The organism is Chryseobacterium sp. IHB B 17019 (assembly GCF_001456155.1).
Taxonomy (GTDB): Bacteria; Bacteroidota; Bacteroidia; order Flavobacteriales; family Weeksellaceae; genus Chryseobacterium.
Map to the genome: position 1 here is coordinate 1097773 of NZ_CP013293.1, position 20957 is coordinate 1118729.

At 34.6% G+C, this 20957-nt stretch carries 15 protein-coding genes; 11 read left to right on the forward strand and 4 right to left on the reverse strand.

The window, feature by feature from the left end:
• Positions 1–2: 2 nt before the first annotated feature.
• A complete protein-coding gene (locus tag ATE47_RS05040; protein ID WP_062160931.1) occupies positions 3–749 on the reverse strand; it encodes a hypothetical protein in 747 nt (248 codons plus the stop codon).
• A 440-nt stretch (positions 750–1189) separates the two neighbouring features.
• Entirely contained in the window at positions 1190–1597 is a 408-nt protein-coding gene (locus tag ATE47_RS05045) for an acyl-CoA thioesterase (protein WP_062160932.1), read from the reverse strand.
• A 139-nt stretch (positions 1598–1736) separates the two neighbouring features.
• Here ATE47_RS05045 and dnaA point away from each other — a divergent pair, with 139 nt between their 5' ends.
• From dnaA to ATE47_RS05070, 5 genes are all read left to right on the forward strand, one after another.
• On the forward strand, positions 1737–3191 hold the full coding sequence (gene dnaA / locus ATE47_RS05050) for a chromosomal replication initiator protein DnaA (RefSeq protein WP_062160933.1): 1455 nt from the start codon (positions 1737–1739) through the stop codon (positions 3189–3191).
• A gap of 122 nt (positions 3192–3313) precedes the next feature.
• The gene (locus tag ATE47_RS05055) at positions 3314–3775 is read left to right on the forward strand and encodes a low molecular weight protein-tyrosine-phosphatase (RefSeq protein ID WP_062160934.1); all 462 of its coding nucleotides are present in this window, start codon (positions 3314–3316) and stop codon (positions 3773–3775) included.
• Between the two features lie 30 nt (positions 3776–3805).
• A complete protein-coding gene (locus ATE47_RS05060; protein ID WP_062160935.1) occupies positions 3806–4504 on the forward strand; it encodes an SAM-dependent methyltransferase in 699 nt (232 codons plus the stop codon).
• 50 nt (positions 4505–4554) lie between these two features.
• Positions 4555–7767, forward strand: a complete 3213-nt coding sequence (locus ATE47_RS05065; RefSeq protein WP_062160936.1) for a fibronectin type III domain-containing protein — start codon at positions 4555–4557, stop codon at positions 7765–7767.
• 32 nt (positions 7768–7799) lie between these two features.
• On the forward strand, positions 7800–8867 hold the full coding sequence (locus ATE47_RS05070) for a DUF2891 domain-containing protein (protein ID WP_062160937.1): 1068 nt from the start codon (positions 7800–7802) through the stop codon (positions 8865–8867).
• Positions 8868–8957: 90 nt separating this feature from the next.
• Here ATE47_RS05070 and ATE47_RS05075 read toward each other — a convergent pair whose 3' ends face one another.
• The gene (locus ATE47_RS05075) at positions 8958–9431 is read right to left on the reverse strand and encodes an Mpo1 family 2-hydroxy fatty acid dioxygenase (protein WP_062160938.1); all 474 of its coding nucleotides are present in this window, start codon (positions 9429–9431) and stop codon (positions 8958–8960) included.
• A 70-nt stretch (positions 9432–9501) separates the two neighbouring features.
• Here ATE47_RS05075 and ATE47_RS05080 point away from each other — a divergent pair, with 70 nt between their 5' ends.
• From ATE47_RS05080 to ATE47_RS05100, 5 genes are all read left to right on the forward strand, one after another.
• Entirely contained in the window at positions 9502–10347 is an 846-nt protein-coding gene (locus tag ATE47_RS05080; RefSeq protein ID WP_062160939.1) for a helix-turn-helix domain-containing protein, read from the forward strand.
• An 89-nt stretch (positions 10348–10436) separates the two neighbouring features.
• On the forward strand, positions 10437–11747 hold the full coding sequence (locus ATE47_RS05085) for a TolC family protein (protein WP_062160940.1): 1311 nt from the start codon (positions 10437–10439) through the stop codon (positions 11745–11747).
• Between the two features lie 16 nt (positions 11748–11763).
• Entirely contained in the window at positions 11764–12870 is a 1107-nt protein-coding gene (locus ATE47_RS05090; protein WP_062160941.1) for an HlyD family secretion protein, read from the forward strand.
• Positions 12871–12968: 98 nt separating this feature from the next.
• The gene (locus ATE47_RS05095; RefSeq protein WP_062160942.1) at positions 12969–14558 is read left to right on the forward strand and encodes a hypothetical protein; all 1590 of its coding nucleotides are present in this window, start codon (positions 12969–12971) and stop codon (positions 14556–14558) included.
• Between the two features lie 496 nt (positions 14559–15054).
• Complete coding sequence (locus ATE47_RS05100) at positions 15055–15759, forward strand: class I SAM-dependent methyltransferase (protein WP_062160943.1); 705 nt, start codon at positions 15055–15057, stop codon at positions 15757–15759.
• A 78-nt stretch (positions 15760–15837) separates the two neighbouring features.
• On the opposite strand, the gene metG is transcribed toward ATE47_RS05100, so the two are convergent.
• On the reverse strand, positions 15838–17871 hold the full coding sequence (gene metG, locus ATE47_RS05105; protein WP_062160944.1) for a methionine--tRNA ligase: 2034 nt from the start codon (positions 17869–17871) through the stop codon (positions 15838–15840).
• Between the two features lie 332 nt (positions 17872–18203).
• Between metG and ATE47_RS05110 the strand changes: the two genes are divergently transcribed.
• Complete coding sequence (locus ATE47_RS05110) at positions 18204–20948, forward strand: SusC/RagA family TonB-linked outer membrane protein (protein ID WP_062160945.1); 2745 nt, start codon at positions 18204–18206, stop codon at positions 20946–20948.
• Positions 20949–20957: the final 9 nt, after the last annotated feature.

Consider the following 20957-nt stretch of genomic DNA (forward strand, 5'->3'; position numbering starts at 1 on the left):
CTTTAGTTTGATACTTTATAAATATAAAACGAGCTAATACTGGATCCTAATATACTTGCATCAAGCAGCGAAGCGCCTGTAAGCCCGAAAGAGATTTTATCTCCGGCCAGAAGCGGATATAAGTTATTGATGCTTGCATCGGAAATCGTCAAACTGAGCAGTCCCAAATTGGCACCGCTAAAATTACGGCTATCAATCAGTGTTGATACTCCCGATCTGTTTCTTAAAATTGCCACACCCGGAGTTGACAATACTGTTGCCTGCAAACCTGTTCCGTACCGGAAGGAAAAGCCTATTGCATACACACCGTTGGTGGGAACTGTATACGTATGGTCTGTATCTGAAAACAATAAGCTGGTACCTACTGTTCTTTCTGCTACTACAAAGTTTACAGGTCTATAACCGTTCGGTAAAACACCCAAATTGATCAAGCTGAGGCCGGCTGTTTTTTTTGCTGCGTACACAGATGCTGTAATTCCGCTTGTAGTATTTACCTGTGAAATTACGTAATCAGCGATAAGCTGAGGGTTCATTTGCCCCACTTGAAAATCTCCACCAATATTTTGGTTTAAAACCAATAGTTGGTATCCCGGAATAGAGGGTGCTACAGGAGTTTGTCTAATCTTCATTGTACCGTTTACATCGAGATTGGACTGTGGATTTGGAGTATTAATCCCAACCCATCCACTTTGAGCAGCGATGGGGATAGCCACAAGGGCTAAGAAAGCGCTAAAAATCTTAGTTTTCATGTTAAAAAATTTAATAGTTAATGGTTTATTCTCAGTTAGTTTCCTTAAAGTTACAACAAATATTGTGCAATGTGGTATGTAATTTTATATTATTTTTAACATTAAACTAAAATTAATGTGAATTTTTTAACTAAAAATGGATTATCAATGAATAAAATTCGTTAAAATTCTTTACACACTTGTAAGTGAAAAATAAATTTGGCTTTTTTAATGAATTTATTTTATTTTCAAAAAACAACTATTCTATGAATAGCATATTAACAAATCATACCATTTTTAAAGCAAAACGGTATGATTTGTTAATATGCAAATGAATTAGTTGAAATTTTTATCCTTTATGAGAATTTGTTATTCTAGAAAAATAGCTCGCAAGTTCAATGTTTAATTTTTCTGTCGTTAAAAAAAAACAGAATTTTTGTGTAAGTGCCTGATTTTTAAATTTAAACCCAGTTTTTTTCAATCAGTTTCATCAGATTATCAGGACATTTTATTACTTTATTGGTTTTTGCGTCCAGGAAGAAAAGAGTAGTGGAAGCTTCTGTGATTTTGACATTTTCTTCATTGAAAATTTCATATTCAAACTCAATTTTTACCCCGGGAGTTTTTTTGATATATGTATGAATTTCCAGTTTGTCATCATAAAAAGCGGGCTTTATGTACTTAATTTTATACTCCGAAACAGGCAGCCAAATTCCTTGATTTTCAATCTCATTATATGACATTCCGATGCTGCGGAAAAGCTCAACCCTGCCAATTTCAAAATATTCTGCATAGTTTCCGTAGTATACGTATTTCATGGGGTCTGTTTCTCCGTAACGTACTCGTAATGAGTGAGTTGTATGTATCATTTTTTGTACTAGATTATACATACAAATATATTTTTAAATAATCAATACCTCCAAAATTTTTTTTAAAAATAAAAAATTTGGACCTTTGTCTTCCTTCTAAAAAAAAATACTAACCAAGAATTTAATCGGGGCATAAATTATGGATGAAAATTTAATGATGATATGGCAGAAGTGCCTTCAGTTCATGCGCGATAATCTAAACGCAGCTGAAGATAATTCTGATCTAAAAAAACTTGAAAAATCGTTTGATTTACTATTTGACAAGGTTCAGCCAATTTCTTTGGTTGATAACAACCTTACGCTTATGGTTCCGAGTGATTTTTACAAGGAGTATATTGAGGATAATTACTTGTCCCTGCTTTCTGCTGCCCTGAAGAAAAATATAGGAAAAGGAGTGAAATTATGGTATTCTGTAATGGAAAATAAGCCGGTTGGCCAGGAAAAACCTGTTACCATGAATATGAAGGGAAAGACTGTTCCCACTCCGAAAATACAGGAAACAATGCCGCAAGGCTTTTCATCAAATATTGTAAATCCATTTGTAGTTCCGGGAATCAAAAAAGTAAATATTGATTCTAATTTAAAATCAGATTTTTCTTTCGATAATTACGTAGAAGGAGAGAGTAATAAGTTTGCGGCAACAGTTGCAAAATCAATCGCCAAAAGACCGGGAGCAACGGCTTTCAACCCGTTATTCTTGTATGGTGGTTATGGTGTAGGGAAAACCCACTTGGGACAGGCTGTAGGTCTTGAAGTAAAGAGTCAGTTTCCGGATAAAGTAGTGCTTTATTTGTCTTCTGAAAAATTTATCCAACAGTTTATTTCTTCAGCAAAAGCCCATAAACAAACAGAATTTGCGAACTTCTACCAGATGGTGGATGTACTGATCATTGATGATATCCAGTTCCTTTCAGGAAAATCTGCAACACAGGACAGTTTCTTCCATATTTTTGATTATTTGCATCAGAACGGAAAACAGATTATCCTTACATCAGATAAGGCTCCGGCGGATATTATGGATATTCAGGACAGGATCGTTTCGCGTTTCAAATGGGGACTTTCTGCGGAAATCAAATCTCCGGATTATGAAACACGTAAGCAGATTATCGTTGATAAATTAAGCCGAGATGGTATTGTTTTGACTCCGGATATGCTTGATTTCCTTGCTTCAGAGGCAAAAACCAACGTAAGGGAGCTTATTGGGGTCATCAATTCTGTGATTGCTTACTCAACAATTTATAAATCAGATTTAAGCCTTGAATTGTTAAAAGAAACAATCAACAAGATTGCAGCCAACCAGAAAAAAATCATCAATATTCCTTATATTCAGGAGGTTGTGTGTGATTATTTCGGAATTAAAAGAGAGCAGCTTTTATCAAAGACAAGAAAAAGAGAAATTGCTCTTCCAAGACAGCTGGCTATGTATTTTGCTAAAGAATTTACAAACTCCACATTTACTAAAATCGGTGAAGAAATGGGCGGTAAAGATCACTCCACGGTAATGTATGCCTGCGAAACCATCAAAGATGTTTCAAAGATTGATAAGGAAGTGAAAAAGTATGTTAAGGAATTAACGGAAAGAATCAAGCAGTAAGAAATAATTTAATTAATTTAAATAATAAAAATGGAGAATAATTTATTCTTCATTTTTTGTTTAGTTTTGCTGATTAATACATGTTTTAATCATTAAACCTTTTAATTTTAATTTAAAAAAATATGAAAATATTAATGGTTTGCCTGGGAAATATATGCAGAAGTCCTTTAGCAGAAGGAATTATGAAAACAAAGCTTTCAGGTGATTTTTTTGTAGATTCGGTGGGAACAATTTCCCAGCATGAAGGTGAGCATCCTGATAAAAGAGCAATAAAAACCGCAGCCAATCACGGGATTGATATTTCAAAACAGAGGTCAAGACCCATTACAAATGTGGATCTTGAAAATTTTGATAAAATTTATTGTATGGATCTTGATGTTTATGAAGATGTGATTTCCAAAGCTAAAAATGAAGAGCAACGTCAGAAAATTTCTTTGTTTTTGCAAGTTTTGGGTGATCATGAAAATGCAGAGGTTCCAGATCCTTACTGGGGAGATATGGACGATTTTGAAAAAGTTTTCCAATTGTTGGATAAAGGCTGCAACATGATCGCAAAACAATTAACAACAGTCAGCAATTCATAACTCAAGACTTTTAACTCATAACTCATAAAAATGCTTTTCCTACTTCCAGCATACCTTTCAGAAAACACTTCTATCACTCATTTTTCGCCTGTGATAAAAGAATACATAATGCAAACTGATTATTTTTTTGTAGAAAATGAAAAAACGGCAAGAAAAGTCGTGAAATTTTTTGCTCCGGAAAAAAAGCAATCGGATTTGAAACTTTTTCTTTTGGATAAATACACAGAAAATAATGATATCAAAGAAGCTCAGGAATTAATTTTGAAAGGCCAGGATTTTGGCTTGCTTTCCGAAGCAGGGTTGCCTTGTATTGCTGATCCCGGAAACCTGATCGTGAAATGGTGTCATGAAAAAAACATTCGTGTTGTCCCAATTTCAGGGCCTTCTTCCATTATTTTAGCATTAATTTCAAGTGGTTTCAACGGCCAGGAATTTACATTTAACGGGTATTTGCCGATTGAGAAGGGCGAAAAGAAAAAACAGATCCAGAGCCTGGAAGCATCAGTTCAAAAAACAGGATACTCACAGATTTTCATGGAAACACCTTACAGGAATAACCAGCTTTTTGAAGATTTAATCAAATTTTTATCCCCCAATACAAAGCTATGTATCGCAGCAAACATTAATGATCCCGAACATGAGTTCATCAAAACTAAAACCATAAAAGACTGGCAAAAGCAAAAGCCGGAACTTCATAAAATTCCAACGGTGTTTGTTTTAGGAAAATAATCAGTACTTTTGAATTAACTGTTTTTTATGTAATTTATAAAACACATAATATGAAAAAAAAATTATTTTTTTTAGTGCTCTTGTTTTCAAAATTATTTTTTTCACAAATACTAGTTAACGAGAGCTTTGAAGGAAGTAGTCTTCCTTCAGGATGGTCTGGGGCTAATATAGGTACTTCTGCCGGACAACCTTGTTCGGGACTAAAAACACTTGTAAAACATCTAACTCCCTATGATACGGGTTCAAGTGTTGAAATTAAATACATATCCAGCCAGTCTAATGGTAAAGATATTTTTTATTCTTTCAAATATCTAAACCAACCTATTAGCAATATAATACCACCAATAGTTTATTTAAAATATTCTTCTGATAATGGTATAAGTTGGAAATCATTGCCAAATTTTAATTCCCCCAGCATAACTGCTAACTGTATACCTGTTTCTGGAGTTATACCTGGGATAGATGTTCCTGTGAGCTCAAATTTTGTATTTAGTATTCAAATTTTTGGATATTATAATCATTGTATTGTAGGAATAGATGATGTACAAATTATACAAAATACTAATAGTTTTAATTGTTTTTTACCAGTAAATATTAGTACCTCGAATATTAATAATAATTCTGCACAAATAAATTGGAATACTCAAGGAGCAAATATTCCAGATGATTTTGAATATTATATATCTACCAGTAATTTGGTGCCTGATAATAATACTTTACCAACAGGATCAGTATCTGGTAGTAATAATAGCACCATCTTAAGTGTGTTGCAACCTTCTACAAAGTATTATATATGGTTGCGGTCTACCTGCGGAACAAATCAAAAAAGTTTTTGGACAAATACACATACCTTTACAACAGAATGTAATCCTATAGGACCATTTTTTGAAAATTTTCAATCTAGTAATACAATTCCTAATTGTTGGACTTGTCATGATAATCCCTACGGAAGTTGTAATGTTGCTACTGAAAACGGTAATAAATCTATTTTTTTAAATGGACATTCTGTATCTCCAAAAACAATAGCTTTACCTCGTTTCAATAATTTAAATTCCGGATCCAACAGGTTAAAATTTAAATTATGGTGCTATATAAGTGGACCAGGGCCTGATTCGGCTGTTGATGTTGGCTATATGACAAATGTTTTAGATGTAGCTACATTTACAAGTATTCAGACTTTTAATGCGACTTTAAGTAAAACTGAGTATATCGTAGTGATACCTAGTAACCTTCCTTCTAATGCTAGACTGGCATTTAGGAAAAACACAGGGAATAATATATATATTGATGATGTTTATTGGGAGCCAGTACCTTTATGTGCTACACCTACTGATATAGCAGTAAATAGTAATAGTTTGAACTCTATTACAGTGAGTTGGCAGCCAAGTAGTGCGGGATCTGTAAATAATTATGAATTATATTATAGTACAGATAGTACGACTCCAACTGTTTTAACTGTACCAAATGTAACAGGTATTATGGGAAACACTTATACCATAACAAACTTGGATCCGGATGAAGTTTATTATATTTGGGTAAGATCTAGTTGTAGTCTTGGAGGTGGGAGCAATTGGTCAAATTATATTACTAACCAAGCATGTATACCTGAAGTGCTTAATCAAACTAAACATGCTATTAAAGATTTCATTACAAGTGGAGGTATTTATAATATTAATTATTCTGTGAATTCCTATGCGGTATACAATAATCAATCTTCAAAGGTTTTAACTGTATCAAAAGGATCTACATTTAATTATTCTGCAACTTCTATTTCCAATTTTACTCATTATTATTATATCTGGATTGATTGGAATAAGGATAAACAATTTGACAATATAAATGAAAGAATAGCTGTATATGGTTTATCTCCAGCTTTTTATGGATCTTACTTGGTAGCATCAAATAGGCAGCCGGGATTATATAAAATGCGAGTTGGTACGTCTTGGGATGATGGAAATCTTACACCGTGTAATTTTACTAAACCTGATATTACTAATTTTGTTGATTTTACTTTAGAGGTAATAGAACCACCAACTTGTACACAACCCAATAATATCGTTATGTCAAATATATCTCCCAATAGTGTTGATTTATCATGGCAAGGTATGACTTCATCTGGCTCTTATGATATATTTTATTCCACAAATAATATTTTACCAACAATGAATACTATACCAAGTATTCAAGGAACTGTAGGGAATACTAAAACTATTAATAATTTAGTTCCGTATACAAAATACTACGTATGGATAAGAGAAAACTGTGGCAGTGGTAATTATAGTTATTGGAGTTCTCCAGTATCTTTTGAAACACTATGTCAGCCTCCGATAATTACATCTACCTCAAGTGGAACTTCATGCTCTGGAGGAACTGTAAACTTGACAGCCCAATGTACTGGAAATTGTTCAATACGTTGGTATAATACTCTTATAGGAGGATCCTTATTACATACTGGAACTTCATTTTTAACGGATAATCTCTCGTCTCCAACACCATTTTATGCTGAGGCATCTTATAGTAAGGAAATATCAGCTATAAAACCAATTTATAATGGCAATTCCTATAATGTTAATGTAGGTTCAGGAGGATTAGTATTTAATGCTAATGAATTTTTTACACTTAAAAGCGTAGATGTGTTTGTGATAGATGCTCTTACCAATGATAATAATTTGACGGTACAATTATTAAACAATAATGATCAGATTATATATACTAAAACATTCACTCTTGTTGGTAAACCTAATAATACAACATTACCAAAGAAAAATACTTTAAATTTAAATTGGGATATTCTCCCTGGAATAGACTATAAAATTAAGAAGTCAGGCAGTATACCTAATCTTATACATGATTTGGGTGTAGCTTTTCCAATTAATATTGGTTCTGCAGGTACAATAAAAAATTCATTATTTTACCCCGATCGCTATGACTATTTTTTCAATTGGAAAGTTTTAACTTATTGTAGCTCTCAAAAGTATGAAGTTTTAGCAAATATTGATAATACTTGTTTAGGAGTAAATGAGAGTAATAATAAGAAAGATGATATTCAAATATATCCCAATCCTTTTGAAAATGATTTATATATTAATAGCAAAAGAAAAATTGATTATATAACTTTGAATGATATTTCAGGAAAATTGATAAAAAATATTAATAATCCAGATTCAGTTCTTTCATTAAGTGATTTATTGCCAGGAATTTATTTTTTAACAATAAAACTAAATAATAGTAATGTAAGAACATTTAAAATTCTAAAAAAATAGATCGTTAATTAAATAAATGTGAGTTTTATTGAATGAAAAAGAGTCTTTTTGCCCTTATATTTTCTCCATTTTTGATCCTTGCTCAGGAAGCTTCGAAACTGACAGACGAAATGGCCATCAAATTATCCGAAAAACCGCTTCATTGCATCAATCAGGAATATCCAAATAAAACGGCGCATATCATCAATACAGCCAACGAAGTTCCGTTGAGCCCGAAAGATTTGCATCCGAGCTTTTATGGCTGCTTCGACTGGCACAGCTCTGTTCATGGACATTGGATGCTGGTGCGATTATTAAAAACCAAACCGAATTTATCTGTAGCCAAAGACATTGAAAATATTCTTGAAAATTCATTTAAAAAAGAAAATCTTCAAACAGAGGCAGATTATTTCACAAAATATCAGCTAACAACCACTTTTGAAAGAACGTACGGATGGGCTTGGCTGTTGAAATTAGACGAAGAACTAACAACCTGGGACAATCCAAAAGCGAAAATATGGCATCAGAATTTAAAACCTTTAACGGATAAAATCTTGACTTCATGGAAAACATATCTGCCTAAGCAAACCTACCCAAACAGAACCGGAGTTCACCCGAATACAGCCTTTGCAATGGCTTTTGCAATAGATTGGGCAAGAGCAAATAAGGATAAAGATTTTGAAAATCAATTAATAGAAAAAGCAAAATATTTTTATTTAAAAGATGAAAAAACGCCTGCCTATCTTGAACCGGACGGTTCGGATTTCTTTTCGCCGAGTCTGGAAATTGCAGATTTAATGAGAAGGGTTCTTCCTCAAAAAGAATTTGTACAATGGTTAAATAAATTCTATGAAAAGCGAAGTTTAGAGAATATTGAAAAGATTCCTGTGGTGAGTGATCTCAGTGATTATCAGACTGTTCATTTGGTTGGGCTGTCTTTCACAAAAGCCTGGTGCATGAAAGGAATTGCAAAGTCCCTTTCAGACGGCCATCCATTAAAAAAAGATTTCCAAAAAACAGCGACTGTATTTTTAAATAATGGTCTGCCATTATTATTTCAAGGAAATTACGGCGGAGATCACTGGCTGGCCAGTTTTGCCGTTTATGCTTTGGAAGATTAATAATTTAGCTTGAAGTTTGATGAGGAAGGCTGGGAGTTTATAAAGCGCGAAAAAACCTCCAGCCTCCCTCTTCAACCTTCCTTACTTTAATCAATATCTGATTCCCAGTTTTTTAAGAATGAAACTTAATAGCCAGATCGGTCCTATCAGAAGAAATTGCAGGTCTTTCAGGAAAGATGGTTTTTTACCTTCGATTTTATGACCTACAAATTGTAAAATCCAGGTAATCACAAAAACAGCCAGGTAAAGAATCCATGATTTTGTTCCGAAAGTGACGTTGGCGAGTGATACAAAATGTTCCATTAAAAGCATTACAAAAATCATAATTATTGCAATTCTCCATGATAAATGGAAGTAAAAAATGGTGACTAAAACCAATGCAATAAAACTCGCAATACTCAGAAAACCAAAATATTTTAAATAAATATTCGGGGTTGGGATATATGAAATAAAACCTAAAATCGTCCAGAAAATCAAGGGAACACAAATCCAGTGAATCAATTTGTTGGTCCCATTTCTGTGACTTTCGCCGTATTCTGCAAGTAATAAATCAATCTTTCTCATATCAAAAATTTGGGAAATACTAAAATAATAAAATTTTGTAATCGCAGGAGACTTTGCTTACATTTGTGTTATGTCTGTCCTAGAAAAATTCGGCGTTGAAATTTTTACCCAACATAATATTTTCGAGAGAATAGCTGTCGATAAGCCTTTTCGTCCTGAAAATCCGGCGTTTATCTTTATTAAAACAGGTACGATAAAACTTCGCCAGCATTTCAATGACCTGGAACTTTCTGCAAATATGTTTATGGTGACGGATCCGCAGACGGTTTATGAAATGATTTCCGTAAGCGATGATTTTCAGTCGAGAATGGTCTCCTATAAAAGAGAATTTATTTCGGCTTTATCATTGAGGTTCAATAGATTAATTGGTTATCGTTACTTCAGGCAGCAGATGAATCGCGGTGTTCCTTTTGAGCCGGATGAAATGGAGCTTGTCTGGAAAAGTGTGAATTTCCTGAAATATATTTTAGATACAGAAACGGAAATTTTATATAAAAAAGAAGTTGTAGAGCATCTTTTCTCGGTTTTCTGTTATCAGATGGCAGGAATTATTTCAAAAGAAGATGCCAATTCCATGAGCCAGATGTCCAGACAGGAAGAAATTGTTTTTATTTTCTTAAATGATCTTGCGACAAATCATAATACCGAACGAACAGTGGAGTTCTACGCCGAACGACAATCCATTACAACCAGACATCTTTCGTCGGTAGTGAAAACGATCACGGGCAAATCCGCAAGCCAGATCATTGCTTTAATTGTAATGAATGAAGCAAAAGTGCTTTTAAATTCCTCCAATAAGCCGGTTTCGGAGATTTCTTCCATATTGGGGTTTAGTGATCAATATTCTTTTTCTCATTTTTTTAAGAAGCATTCCGGTGAAAGCCCTTCACAATATAGAAACCAGTTCGAAAGTTAAAATCTTACATTTGAACATCTTTTTCCAATTCTTAAACATTTGTTTGATCTTACACTCACCATAACTTTGCATCTGTAAAACAAGGTACAATGGTAAAGAATATAAAAGCAGCAGTATCACTAGTGATAGCGATCTTTCCTGCGCTGTTTTTTTCCCAAGAAATAAAACAGATGACAGCAAATGACGTTGCCGAGCTCGCTGTACAAAATCATCAGCAATTAAAAGTTTCGGCACAGAATATTGACATTGCAAAACAAAATACAAATGTTGCAAAGCTCCAGAAATTACCGACTATAACGGCTTCTATGAGCCAGTTTTATTTGGGTGATGTAGTGGCAATCGACAAAGATTTTTCAAATTCCACCAATATTCCGATGCCGCATTATGGAAGTTCTTATGCCGTTCAGGCGACACAATTAATCTTCAAAGGCGGATTGGTGAATAAATCGATTGAACTGGCCGGACTTCGGGAGCAGCTTTCCAAACTGGATTTAGAAAAAAATAAACAGGATGTGAAATTTTTAGTGATTTCAAACTATCTGGACATCTATAAAATTATAAATCAGCAGGAAGTTTTTAAAAATAACAAAAAGCTGGCTCAGGAAAGATTAAAAAATATTCAGAAGTTTTATCAGCAGGGAATGGTGACTCGAAATGAAGTTATTCGTGCCGAGCTGGCTATTAAAAATTTAGATCAAGGAATTTTGACTTTAATTAATAATCGTAAAATTCTTAATTATAATTTAAATATTGCTTTGGGTTTAAATTCTGATACTGAGATTGTTCCGGTGGAAAATTTAAATAACAAGGAATCCGGAATAGGAATGGGTTATTATCTCAATCTTGCCCACGAAAGCAATCCGTTGATACAATCTGCAAAAACAAATATTGATGTTGCAGATAAAAATATAGAAATTATAAAAACGGATAAAATGCCTACTCTGGCGGGTTTTGGAGGCTATTCTCTACAAAGGCCGATTACCAATAGAAATCCTGTTTTGGATATGTATTCCGGAGGTTGGCAGACCGGTATTTCTCTAAGCTATAATATTGATAATCTGTATAAAATAAAAGAAAGAGTGAAGCTGGGGGAACTTCAAAAAACTCAGGCTAACGATGCAATGACGCTGACTCAGCAAAACATTGATATGGGAGTAAATACAGCTTATGTAAAATATCAGGAATCTATCCAACAGGCTGAGATTCTTAACGATGCAAAAAAACTGGCGGAAGAAAACTATAAGATTACAGAAGCTAAGTATCTGAACCAGTTAGCAGTACAGGCCGAAATGATTGATGCACAAAACCAAAAATTACAGTCGGAATTAGATTATGCCAACGCAGAAATCAATGTTCTGTATCAATATTATAACCTTCTAAAATCAACCGGAACACTTTAATTTAAAACTAGAAACAATGGAAAATAAGGAACAAAATACTCAAAATACATCTTCATCACAATCAAGTGTTTTAGAGAAAAAGAAAGAAAATAAAAAGAACAAAATCAGGGCAATTATTTCCAATATTGTGGTGTTTCTGATCATCGGATTTGGATTATACTGGCTGGTTCGCGAGTACTTTCACGTTGGGGATAAAACATATACTGAAGCCGCTCAGGTAGAGGAATTTATCAACCCAATCAATACGAGAGTTTCGTCTTATATTAAAGAAATAAAGTTCATCGAACATCAAAAGGTTAAAAAAGGTGATACGTTGGTGATTCTTGATGATCGTGAAATTTTAACACAATTAGGCCAGGCCGAAGCCGCATATCAGAATGCTTTAGCCCAAAAAAATGCGACAAGTTCGTCTGTAAACACAGTTTCCAACAACGTAAATGTGATGGAAGCCAATATTGCAGGAGCAAAAGCTAGACTTTGGAATGCCGAACAGAATTTAAACAGATATAAAAACTTGTTGGCTTCGGAAGCGGTAACCAGACAGCAGTATGATCAGGTAAAAACAGAGTATGACGCACAGAAAGCAGCTTACGAAGCTTTGGCTAATCAAAAACAGTCCGCAAATCTTTCTACTACGGAAGTGAAAAGCAAACTAGGAATCAACGATGCCGAAATCAAAAGAACAAAATCCGCTCTTGAAATGGCAAAAATCAACCTTTCGTATACGGTAATCACTGCGCCTTACGATGGCGTGATGGGAAGAAGAACGATCTCTGAAGGCCAACTGATCCAGCCGGGCCAACAGGTCGCAACCATAGTTTTAAACGGACAAAAATGGGTGACAGCCAACTTTTTGGAAAGCCAGATGCCGAACATCAAAATAGGAGAGAAAATGATGATGACCGCTGATGCTTTGGATGGACAAAAATTTGAAGGAATCGTAACGGCAATTTCTGCGGCAACGGGTTCAAAATATTCAAATGTTCCGACGGATAATTCTACAGGTAATTTCATTAAAGTGCAGCAAAGAATTCCCGTAAGAATTGAGTTTACGGCTTCCAATAAAAAAGAAGATATTGATAAGCTGAGCGCTGGAATGAATGTTAATGTGAATATTAATTAAGTTATTATGCTGGAAGCTAGAAGAGGGATGGGTGAAGTTTATACACGTCAAAAAAATCCAGTCTCCATCTTATAGCTTCCAACTCAAAAATTATAAGCATGTACAATAAAGGTCTATTCAGTGATTGGGTTCCGAAGCCTGTTCAGTTATTAATGATCGCCTTGCTGGTGATTGTGGTGATGCCTTTGGGAGGCGTTTATACAGGAAATATCAGTTTTATGGTGGGAGGAACTGGTGCACTCTCAGAATATTTTATGTTTGCCAATTATGCCACTACCATTGGGATGGGAGCGAGTATGCCAATCGTTCTCAGGATGAAAATGAGATTTAAGGTGCGAAATAAATTTGTGCTTTTGCTGATACTTTTGGGATTATTAAATTTAGTCAATGCCACAACCCTTAATCCTGTCGTAATTGTCGGAGTTTCCCTTATCATAGGCTTTCTGAAAATGATGGTTGCTATTGAATTATTTTTACCGTTAATGATGATGATCGGAGATCGCGGTGTTTTTTATGGAGTATTTTATACGGCAGTCTTAAGCTTAAATCAAATATCGGGGTATTATGCTGTGGAGGTTTCTATTTTATACAATTGGCAGCAGTTTTTTGTGATTATCACGTTAATGTGCTTTGCAATGGCACTTTTGTGCTGGGTTTTGATGCACAACAAATACTTTGCGCTCAAAGTTCCGTTGCATTATATCGATTGGTTGAGCATTATATTGTTTATTTCGACTTTCATGTTTTCGGCGTATGTTTTATCCTTCGGAAAGCAGCAGGACTGGCTAAATTCAACTAAAATTATTAATTCAAGTATCGCGGCTTTTGTAAGTTTTGGTTTACTTGTTGTGCGACAGTTTACTTTGAAAAGACCTTATCTTTCCTTTTCGATATTTAAGAAGAGCAATGTTTTAAACGGCCTATTCATGCTGCTTTGGCTGGGAATGTTTTTAGGAACGGCTTCATTGCAGAATATTTTTTCTGTAGGAGTTTTAGGATATGACCAACTGACCAATGCGAAATTGAATTTATTAATGATTCCCGGACTTATTACCGCCGGAATTACCGCCATATTTTGGTTCAAAAAACAAAAACCGTTAAAAATGTTCATCTTTTCAGGATTTTCCGCGATGATAGGATATACTATGATCATGTATTTTTCTATGGTTCCGGAATTTAATTATGAAAACTGGTATTTGCCTCTCTTTTTAAAAGGGTATGGAATGGGTTCACTGTTCATTGCGGTGTGGTTTTACACCTTAGATCAATTGGAATTAAACGATATGTTGGCAGCGATAGGTTTGGTACTGGTCTGGAGAACTTTTCTTGCGGTTGGTATTTTTTCAGCGCTGTTGTCGTGGTTTCAGTATCAGTTTCAAATTGTGAGCCTCGGAGATCTGGCGGTGTACATGGATGGGATGACGATCTCTTCACAAAGCGTAATGACAAATATGAAAACCATCCAGCTCAACGCCATTCTCGTGGCCAACAAAAAGATATTCGGATATATTATTTTAGTTGGTTTTGGAGTGTTACTGTATGTCTTAACCCATCATTTCGGGGCAAAAAGATTCGAATATTTAAGATTTATAAGAGTATTAAGCGGTAAATCCATCATCGCAAAAAGAAGAAGGAAAGAAAGAAAAATTGTTGAGGAAATAAAAGATGCAGCCGGGTCTGCAATGTAAAGAACCTTGTTTTTCATTTACTTAGTTAGTCAAAGCTCCATTTTATAGTTTAAAGTGGAGCTTTGCATTTATTTCTTAGAAATTAGAAATTAGAAATTAGAAATTAGAAATTAGAAATTAGAAATTCAATTGATAAACTCTGATTTTTTTAGAAGTTATTTGACAATGTCGAATTACAGATTTATTTATTTTGAAGCTATTTCCCGCTTTCCGCACTCGCTATTTCCGGGGGATTTTTGGGCGGCGGCAAAGCCGCCGCCCAAAAATCCCCCGGAAATGAGCTCAAACAAATGCTTCAATCGGGGCTAGGGTTCCGGGAATAGTGGCTTCGAGGACCTCAGCCACAGGAAAAGGTAGTCTTTTTCATCACTAAATTTGTCATTGCGAGGTACGAAGTATCTCATCTTAATAAAAATTGCTTCGTACCTCGCAATGACAATATGTATATTTGATTAAGCTTTTAAAAACCTTTATCTTTGCACTTTTAAAAGCAGCTATGAAAGACTTAATGGGTAAAGCAATCTGGGATTATTACCACAACGAAAATCCAGAAGATCTGCAGACTGAAACTTCAATTTCCGAATTGGATGAACTTCCGGTCGATTATCTTTTCCGTGATTTCGAGGAAATGAATCAAATCGAACAAAAAGCACTACAATTATCTCAGGGAAAAACGTTGGACATTGGGGCTGGTGCGGGTTCCCATTCTTTATATCTTCAGAACGAAAGAAATCTTGATGTGACAGCATTAGATATTTCACCAAAATCCATTGAAATTTGTAAATTAAGAGGCATTAAAAAAGTTGTTTCCAAAAATATGCTTGATTTTTCGGGAGAAACCTTCGATACGATTTTGTTATTGATGAACGGAACCGGAATCTTTGAAAGTCTTTCAAAAATTGATATTTACCTTAAAAAATTACATTCTTTAATCAACGAAAATGGTCAGATCTTGATTGACAGCACAGATATTTTGTACATGTTCGATCGTGATGAAGACGGGGGAGTTTACATTCCGGCAGGTGGATATTATGGTGAGCTGGATTATGTGGTTCATTATAAAGGCGATTCGGAAGATCCGATAAAATGGTTGTATTTAGACTTTAATACGTTGAAAAATGCTGCGGAAAATAATGGTTTTATCATAGAAAAAGTGATGCAGGATGAGGATTCTTATTTGGCGAGACTTATGAAGAGATAATTTAAATGTAATTAGAGATAAGAGTTAAACAAAAAAGACGCATAATTGCGTCTTTTTCTTATCTAAAAATATTGAAGATTATCCAATCTCAATACCGTTTTCCACCGTTTCGTCAGGCGTCACAAAAGATAACTTACCATCTGCTTTCGTTGTCAATAACAACATTCCCTGAGACTCAATTCCTCTGATTTTTCTTGGAGCAAGATTCAATAAAATCATCACTTGCTTTCCGATAACCTCTTCCGGAGTGAAACTTTCTGCAATCCCTGAAACCACAGTTCTTACATCAACACCGGTGTCAACTTTAAGTTTCAACAATTTATCAGCTTTTTCTACTTTTTCAGCTTCTAAAATAGTTGCTGTTCTCAGGTCGATTTTCGTAAAATCATCAAAAGTGATTTCTTCTTTCATTGGGTTGGCGTTAGGGTTTGTTTTTTTATTGCTTTGTTTCGTGTCTTCTAGCTTTTGAATTTGAGCTTCAATAACATCATCTTCGATTTTTGAGAAAAGAAGGGATGATTCGTTGATTTTATGTCCGGTTTCAATTAAAACAGATTTTGTTTCAACATCACTCCAGCTTTGTTTTTCAACGTTGAACATATTCAGTAATTTCTCAGAACTGAAAGGCATAAACGGTTCACATAATTGAGCTAGTGCAACCGCAATCTGAGCTCCGACAAATAAAGACTGTGCCGCTTTTTCAGGATTGTCTTTAATTGTTTTCCAAGGCTCTTCAGTCTGAAGATATTGGTTTCCGAAACGTGCTAAATTCATTAAAGCTGTTAAAGAATTTCTGAATTCATAATTTTCTAAAAACCCTGAAATTTCTTTTGCTGATTTATTGATTTCCTTTAATTCAGGAGAATTCATGTCACCTTGAGGAACAATTCCATCATAATATTTATGAATAAGAACGGCAACCCTGTTGATAAAATTTCCAAAAATTCCTACCAATTCAGAATTATTTTTCGTCTGGAAATCTTTCCATGTAAAATTATTATCCTTAGTTTCCGGAGCGGAGGAAAGTAGTGCATATCTCAAGACATCCTGTTGCCCAGGGAATTCCTCAACATATTCATGTGCCCAAACAGCCCAGTTTCTTGAGGTTGAAATTTTATCATTTTCAAGGTTAAGAAATTCAAAAGCAGGAACATTTTTCGGCATGATGTAATCTCCGTGAGCCTTCATCATTGCAGGGAAAATAATACAGTGGAACACAATATTATCCTTTCCGATGAAGTGAACCAAATCACTTCCTTCGCTTTGCCAGTAATCTTTCCAGTCTTTTCCGTTTTTCTCCGCCCATTCTTTGGTGAAAGAAATATATCCGATTGGTGCATCAAACCATACGTAAAGTACTTTTCCCTCTGCATTCGGAAGAGGAACAGGAACGCCCCAGTTTAAATCTCGGGTCATGGCACGAGGTTTTAAACCATCGTTTAACCAAGATTTAACCTGTCCGTAAACGTTGGGTTTCCAATCGTCTTTATGTCCCTCAATGATCCATTCATTAAGGAAATCTTCGTAATCGTTTAATGGAAGATACCAGTTTTTAGTTTCTTTAAGAATAGGAACGTTTCCGCTTAACATTGATTTTGGATTAATCAGTTCAGACGGCGAAAGGGTAGAACCGCATCTCTCACACTGATCTCCGTAAGCGTTTTCGTTACCACAGTTCGGGCAGGTTCCTACGATGTATCGGTCTGCCAGGAACTCTCCTGCCTGCTCATCAAAATACTGTTCGGAAACCTCTTCCGTGAATTTTCCTTTTTCATAAAGAACTTTAAAGAAATCCTGACTGGTTTCGTAATGTTTTTTTGAAGTCGTCCGTGAATATTCATCAAATGAAATCCCTAAATCTGAAAAAGATTTTTTAATGATTTCATGGTATTTGTCGACGATATCCTGAGGCGTAACTCCTTCTTTTTTAGCTCTTATGGTAATAGGAATCCCGTGCTCATCTGATCCACAGATAAATGCTACATCTTTTCCTAATCTTCTCTGAAATCTTGCGTAAACATCCGCAGGAATATAAACACCTGCCAAATGCCCTATATGAACCGGCCCGTTTGCGTAAGGCAAAGCTGCCGTAATCATCTTTCTGTTTGACATTTTATCGTAAAGTTTTAACGACAAAGATAAGGATTATCCTTGAAAATTATTGTAATTGCTGTTTTTATAAGGATTTGAGCTCTTTTGTAGTCGAAATATTACATTTAGTTAAACATTTGTTTAACTTATTATTAATTCCAACGAGTTGTTATGCCTCGCATAATTTGATGTAATTCAATGGAAAACAGATATTTGATTAAAATTGATCAAATAATTTACATAAAATTAACTAAAATTTAAATAAAATTATGATAATTATATTTTTTTTATAAATTGCATAGCAAGCACTTTGCTGAAAAAATAATAAACGAAACTATATAAAAAACGATATTGTGAAAAACTTTACAACGGTATTAAAAATTGCGCCTGCTTTTTTATTGGCCAGTACAATGATACATGCGCAGATAGACTCTACGGCAAAAGAGAAAAAAATAGAGGAAGTTGTTTTGATTGGGTACGGAAAACAGAAGAAATCTGATGTTACAGGATCTATAACTTCTGTTACGGCAAAGGATTTTAATGGAGGAGCCACTTCTGCAGGACAATTGATTCAGGGGAAAACACCAGGTGTTCAGATTACGAATAACAGTGGTGCACCGGGATCGGGAACGGCAATAAGAATCAGAGGAACCGCTTCTTTGAATGGTAATAATTCGCCATTAATTGTAATTGATGGTGTTCCACAGGATTTTGTGGGTGTAAATGGAGTGTCAGATCCATTATCATTAATTAACCCAAATGATATTGAAACTTTTGATATCCTTAAGGATGCTTCTGCAACTGCAATCTATGGTAACCGTGCTACAAACGGGGTTATCTTGATAACGACAAAGAAAGGAAGCACAGGGAGATTTAGAGTGAATTTTTCAACAGTAGCATCTATTTCCAGTAAAATGGGTAATGTAGATGTTCTGAATGCTGATGAATTTAGAAGTTTCGTTAATACGTATGCTTCGGATGCTTATAAAGCAAAATTAGGGAATTCAAATACCAATTGGCAGGACTTAATTTATCAAGACGCTTGGGGAACAGACAATAATGTTGCTTTTTCAGGAGGAATTAAAGGTTTGCCTTATCGTTTATCTGTTGGATATAACGAGCAAAATGGTATTGTAAGAACGAACTCTTTTAGAAGAACATCAGTTGGCTTGAACTTAAATCCTAAGTTTTTTGATAATCATTTATCTGTTAACATAAGTACAAAAGGGACATTTACAGATAACAGATTTGTTGATGGTGGTATTATTAAGTCTGCTACCTATTTTGATCCGACTCAACCAATATATTCAGGAAATTCTGATTACGGTGGTTATTATGAATGGTTATTAAATGGGGGGCTGAATGTAAACGCTAATGCCAATCCATTAGCAACAATGTTGGCAAATCACGATGTATCTTCGGTTTTAAGAGGTTTGGGGAATGTTCAGTTGGACTATAAATTCCATTTTCTTCCGGATTTACATTTTAATGTGAATGCAGGATATGATTACACCAAAAGTGAAGGGCAGAAGAAGGTTGATGCCAGATATAAATCAGGATTCAATGATAAAGGAAGTGCTAATCTATATACCATGGAGAAGAAAAGTAAATTGTTGGAGACTTATTTTAATTATGTTAAAAATATTTCAGCAATTAATACAGGAATAGATCTTACTGCAGGATATTCTTACCAGGATTTTATTACTTCTATTCCGGGTGCTACTACTTATAGAGGAGTAGAACCTTTTATAACTGTCGGAAATAATTTTGAAACTCAAAATACCTTAATATCTTTCTACGGTAGAGCAATTTTTACGATCGCCAATAAGTATATCATTTCAGGGTCATTAAGAAGAGACGGCTCATCAAGATTCTTTAATGGTACAAGAGACAATCTTTGGGGTAATTTCCCAGGAGTTTCTGTTGCATGGAAATTAAGTGAAGAAAGCTTTATTAAAAATATTGCATCAATAAGCACATTGAAATTAAGAGCAGGATGGGGAAAAACAGGACAGCAGGAATTACCGGCTTTAGATGGAAATAAACCATTTAATTATCCGGCATACGCGGCATACAATCCAAGTGGAGTTGGGGCTGGATATCAGTTTGGAAATCAGTTTTATTTCATGTATCGTCCTAATATTTATAATCCAAATCTTACTTGGGAAACCACTACAACAAAAAACATTGGATTGGATTACGGATTTTTAAATAACAGAATTACCGGTTCTATCGATTTATTCAGAAAGGATACGGAAGATTTATTGGTAAATACAAATATCGCAGCTGGAGATTTGAGTAACCAAAACCTACTGAATGTAGGAAATATGAAAAATAGTGGGATTGAAGGTAGTATCACTGTGATTCCAGTGAAAAATGAAAAAACTACTTGGGAAGTTAGTTTCAATGCAACTCATTATAAACCAGAAATAACTAAGCTTCTTGATAGAGCCGATGCAACATTTAATATTCCTGTCGGAGGAATTGAAGGTGGTTCCGGAAATACAATCCAGGCGCATGCTGTTGGCTACGCTCCTAACGCTTTCTGGGTGTATCAACAAGTGTATGACGGAAGTGGAAAACCGGTTGACGGAGTTTATGTTGACAGAAACAATGATGGTATTATTAATACTTTAGATAAATATTACTACAAATCAACAACACCGGATGCTATTTTAGGTTTTTCAACAAAATTATCTGTAAAAGAATGGGATTTTGGATTAAGTGCGAGAGCTGTATTAGGGAATTATGTCTATAATAATGCTGCTTCAAATAGCTCACTGCAATCTGCATCTACCAATGAATATTTGCAAAATGTATACTCAACGGCACCTGTTTACCAATTTCAGGTTCCGCAGTATTTTTCAGATTTATATATAGAAAATGCATCTTTTTTAAGATTGGATAATGTAAATGTTGGATACAATTTTGGTGAGGTTTTCACTAAAGGAAGCAATCTTAAAGTGTATGCTATGGCTCAGAATGTTTTTGTTATTTCAAAATATTCTGGCATTGACCCTGAGGTTTTTGGAGGAATAGATAATGGGTATTATCAGATGCCGAGAATTTATTCATTAGGTTTTAATTTTCAATTTTAATTAGTAAGT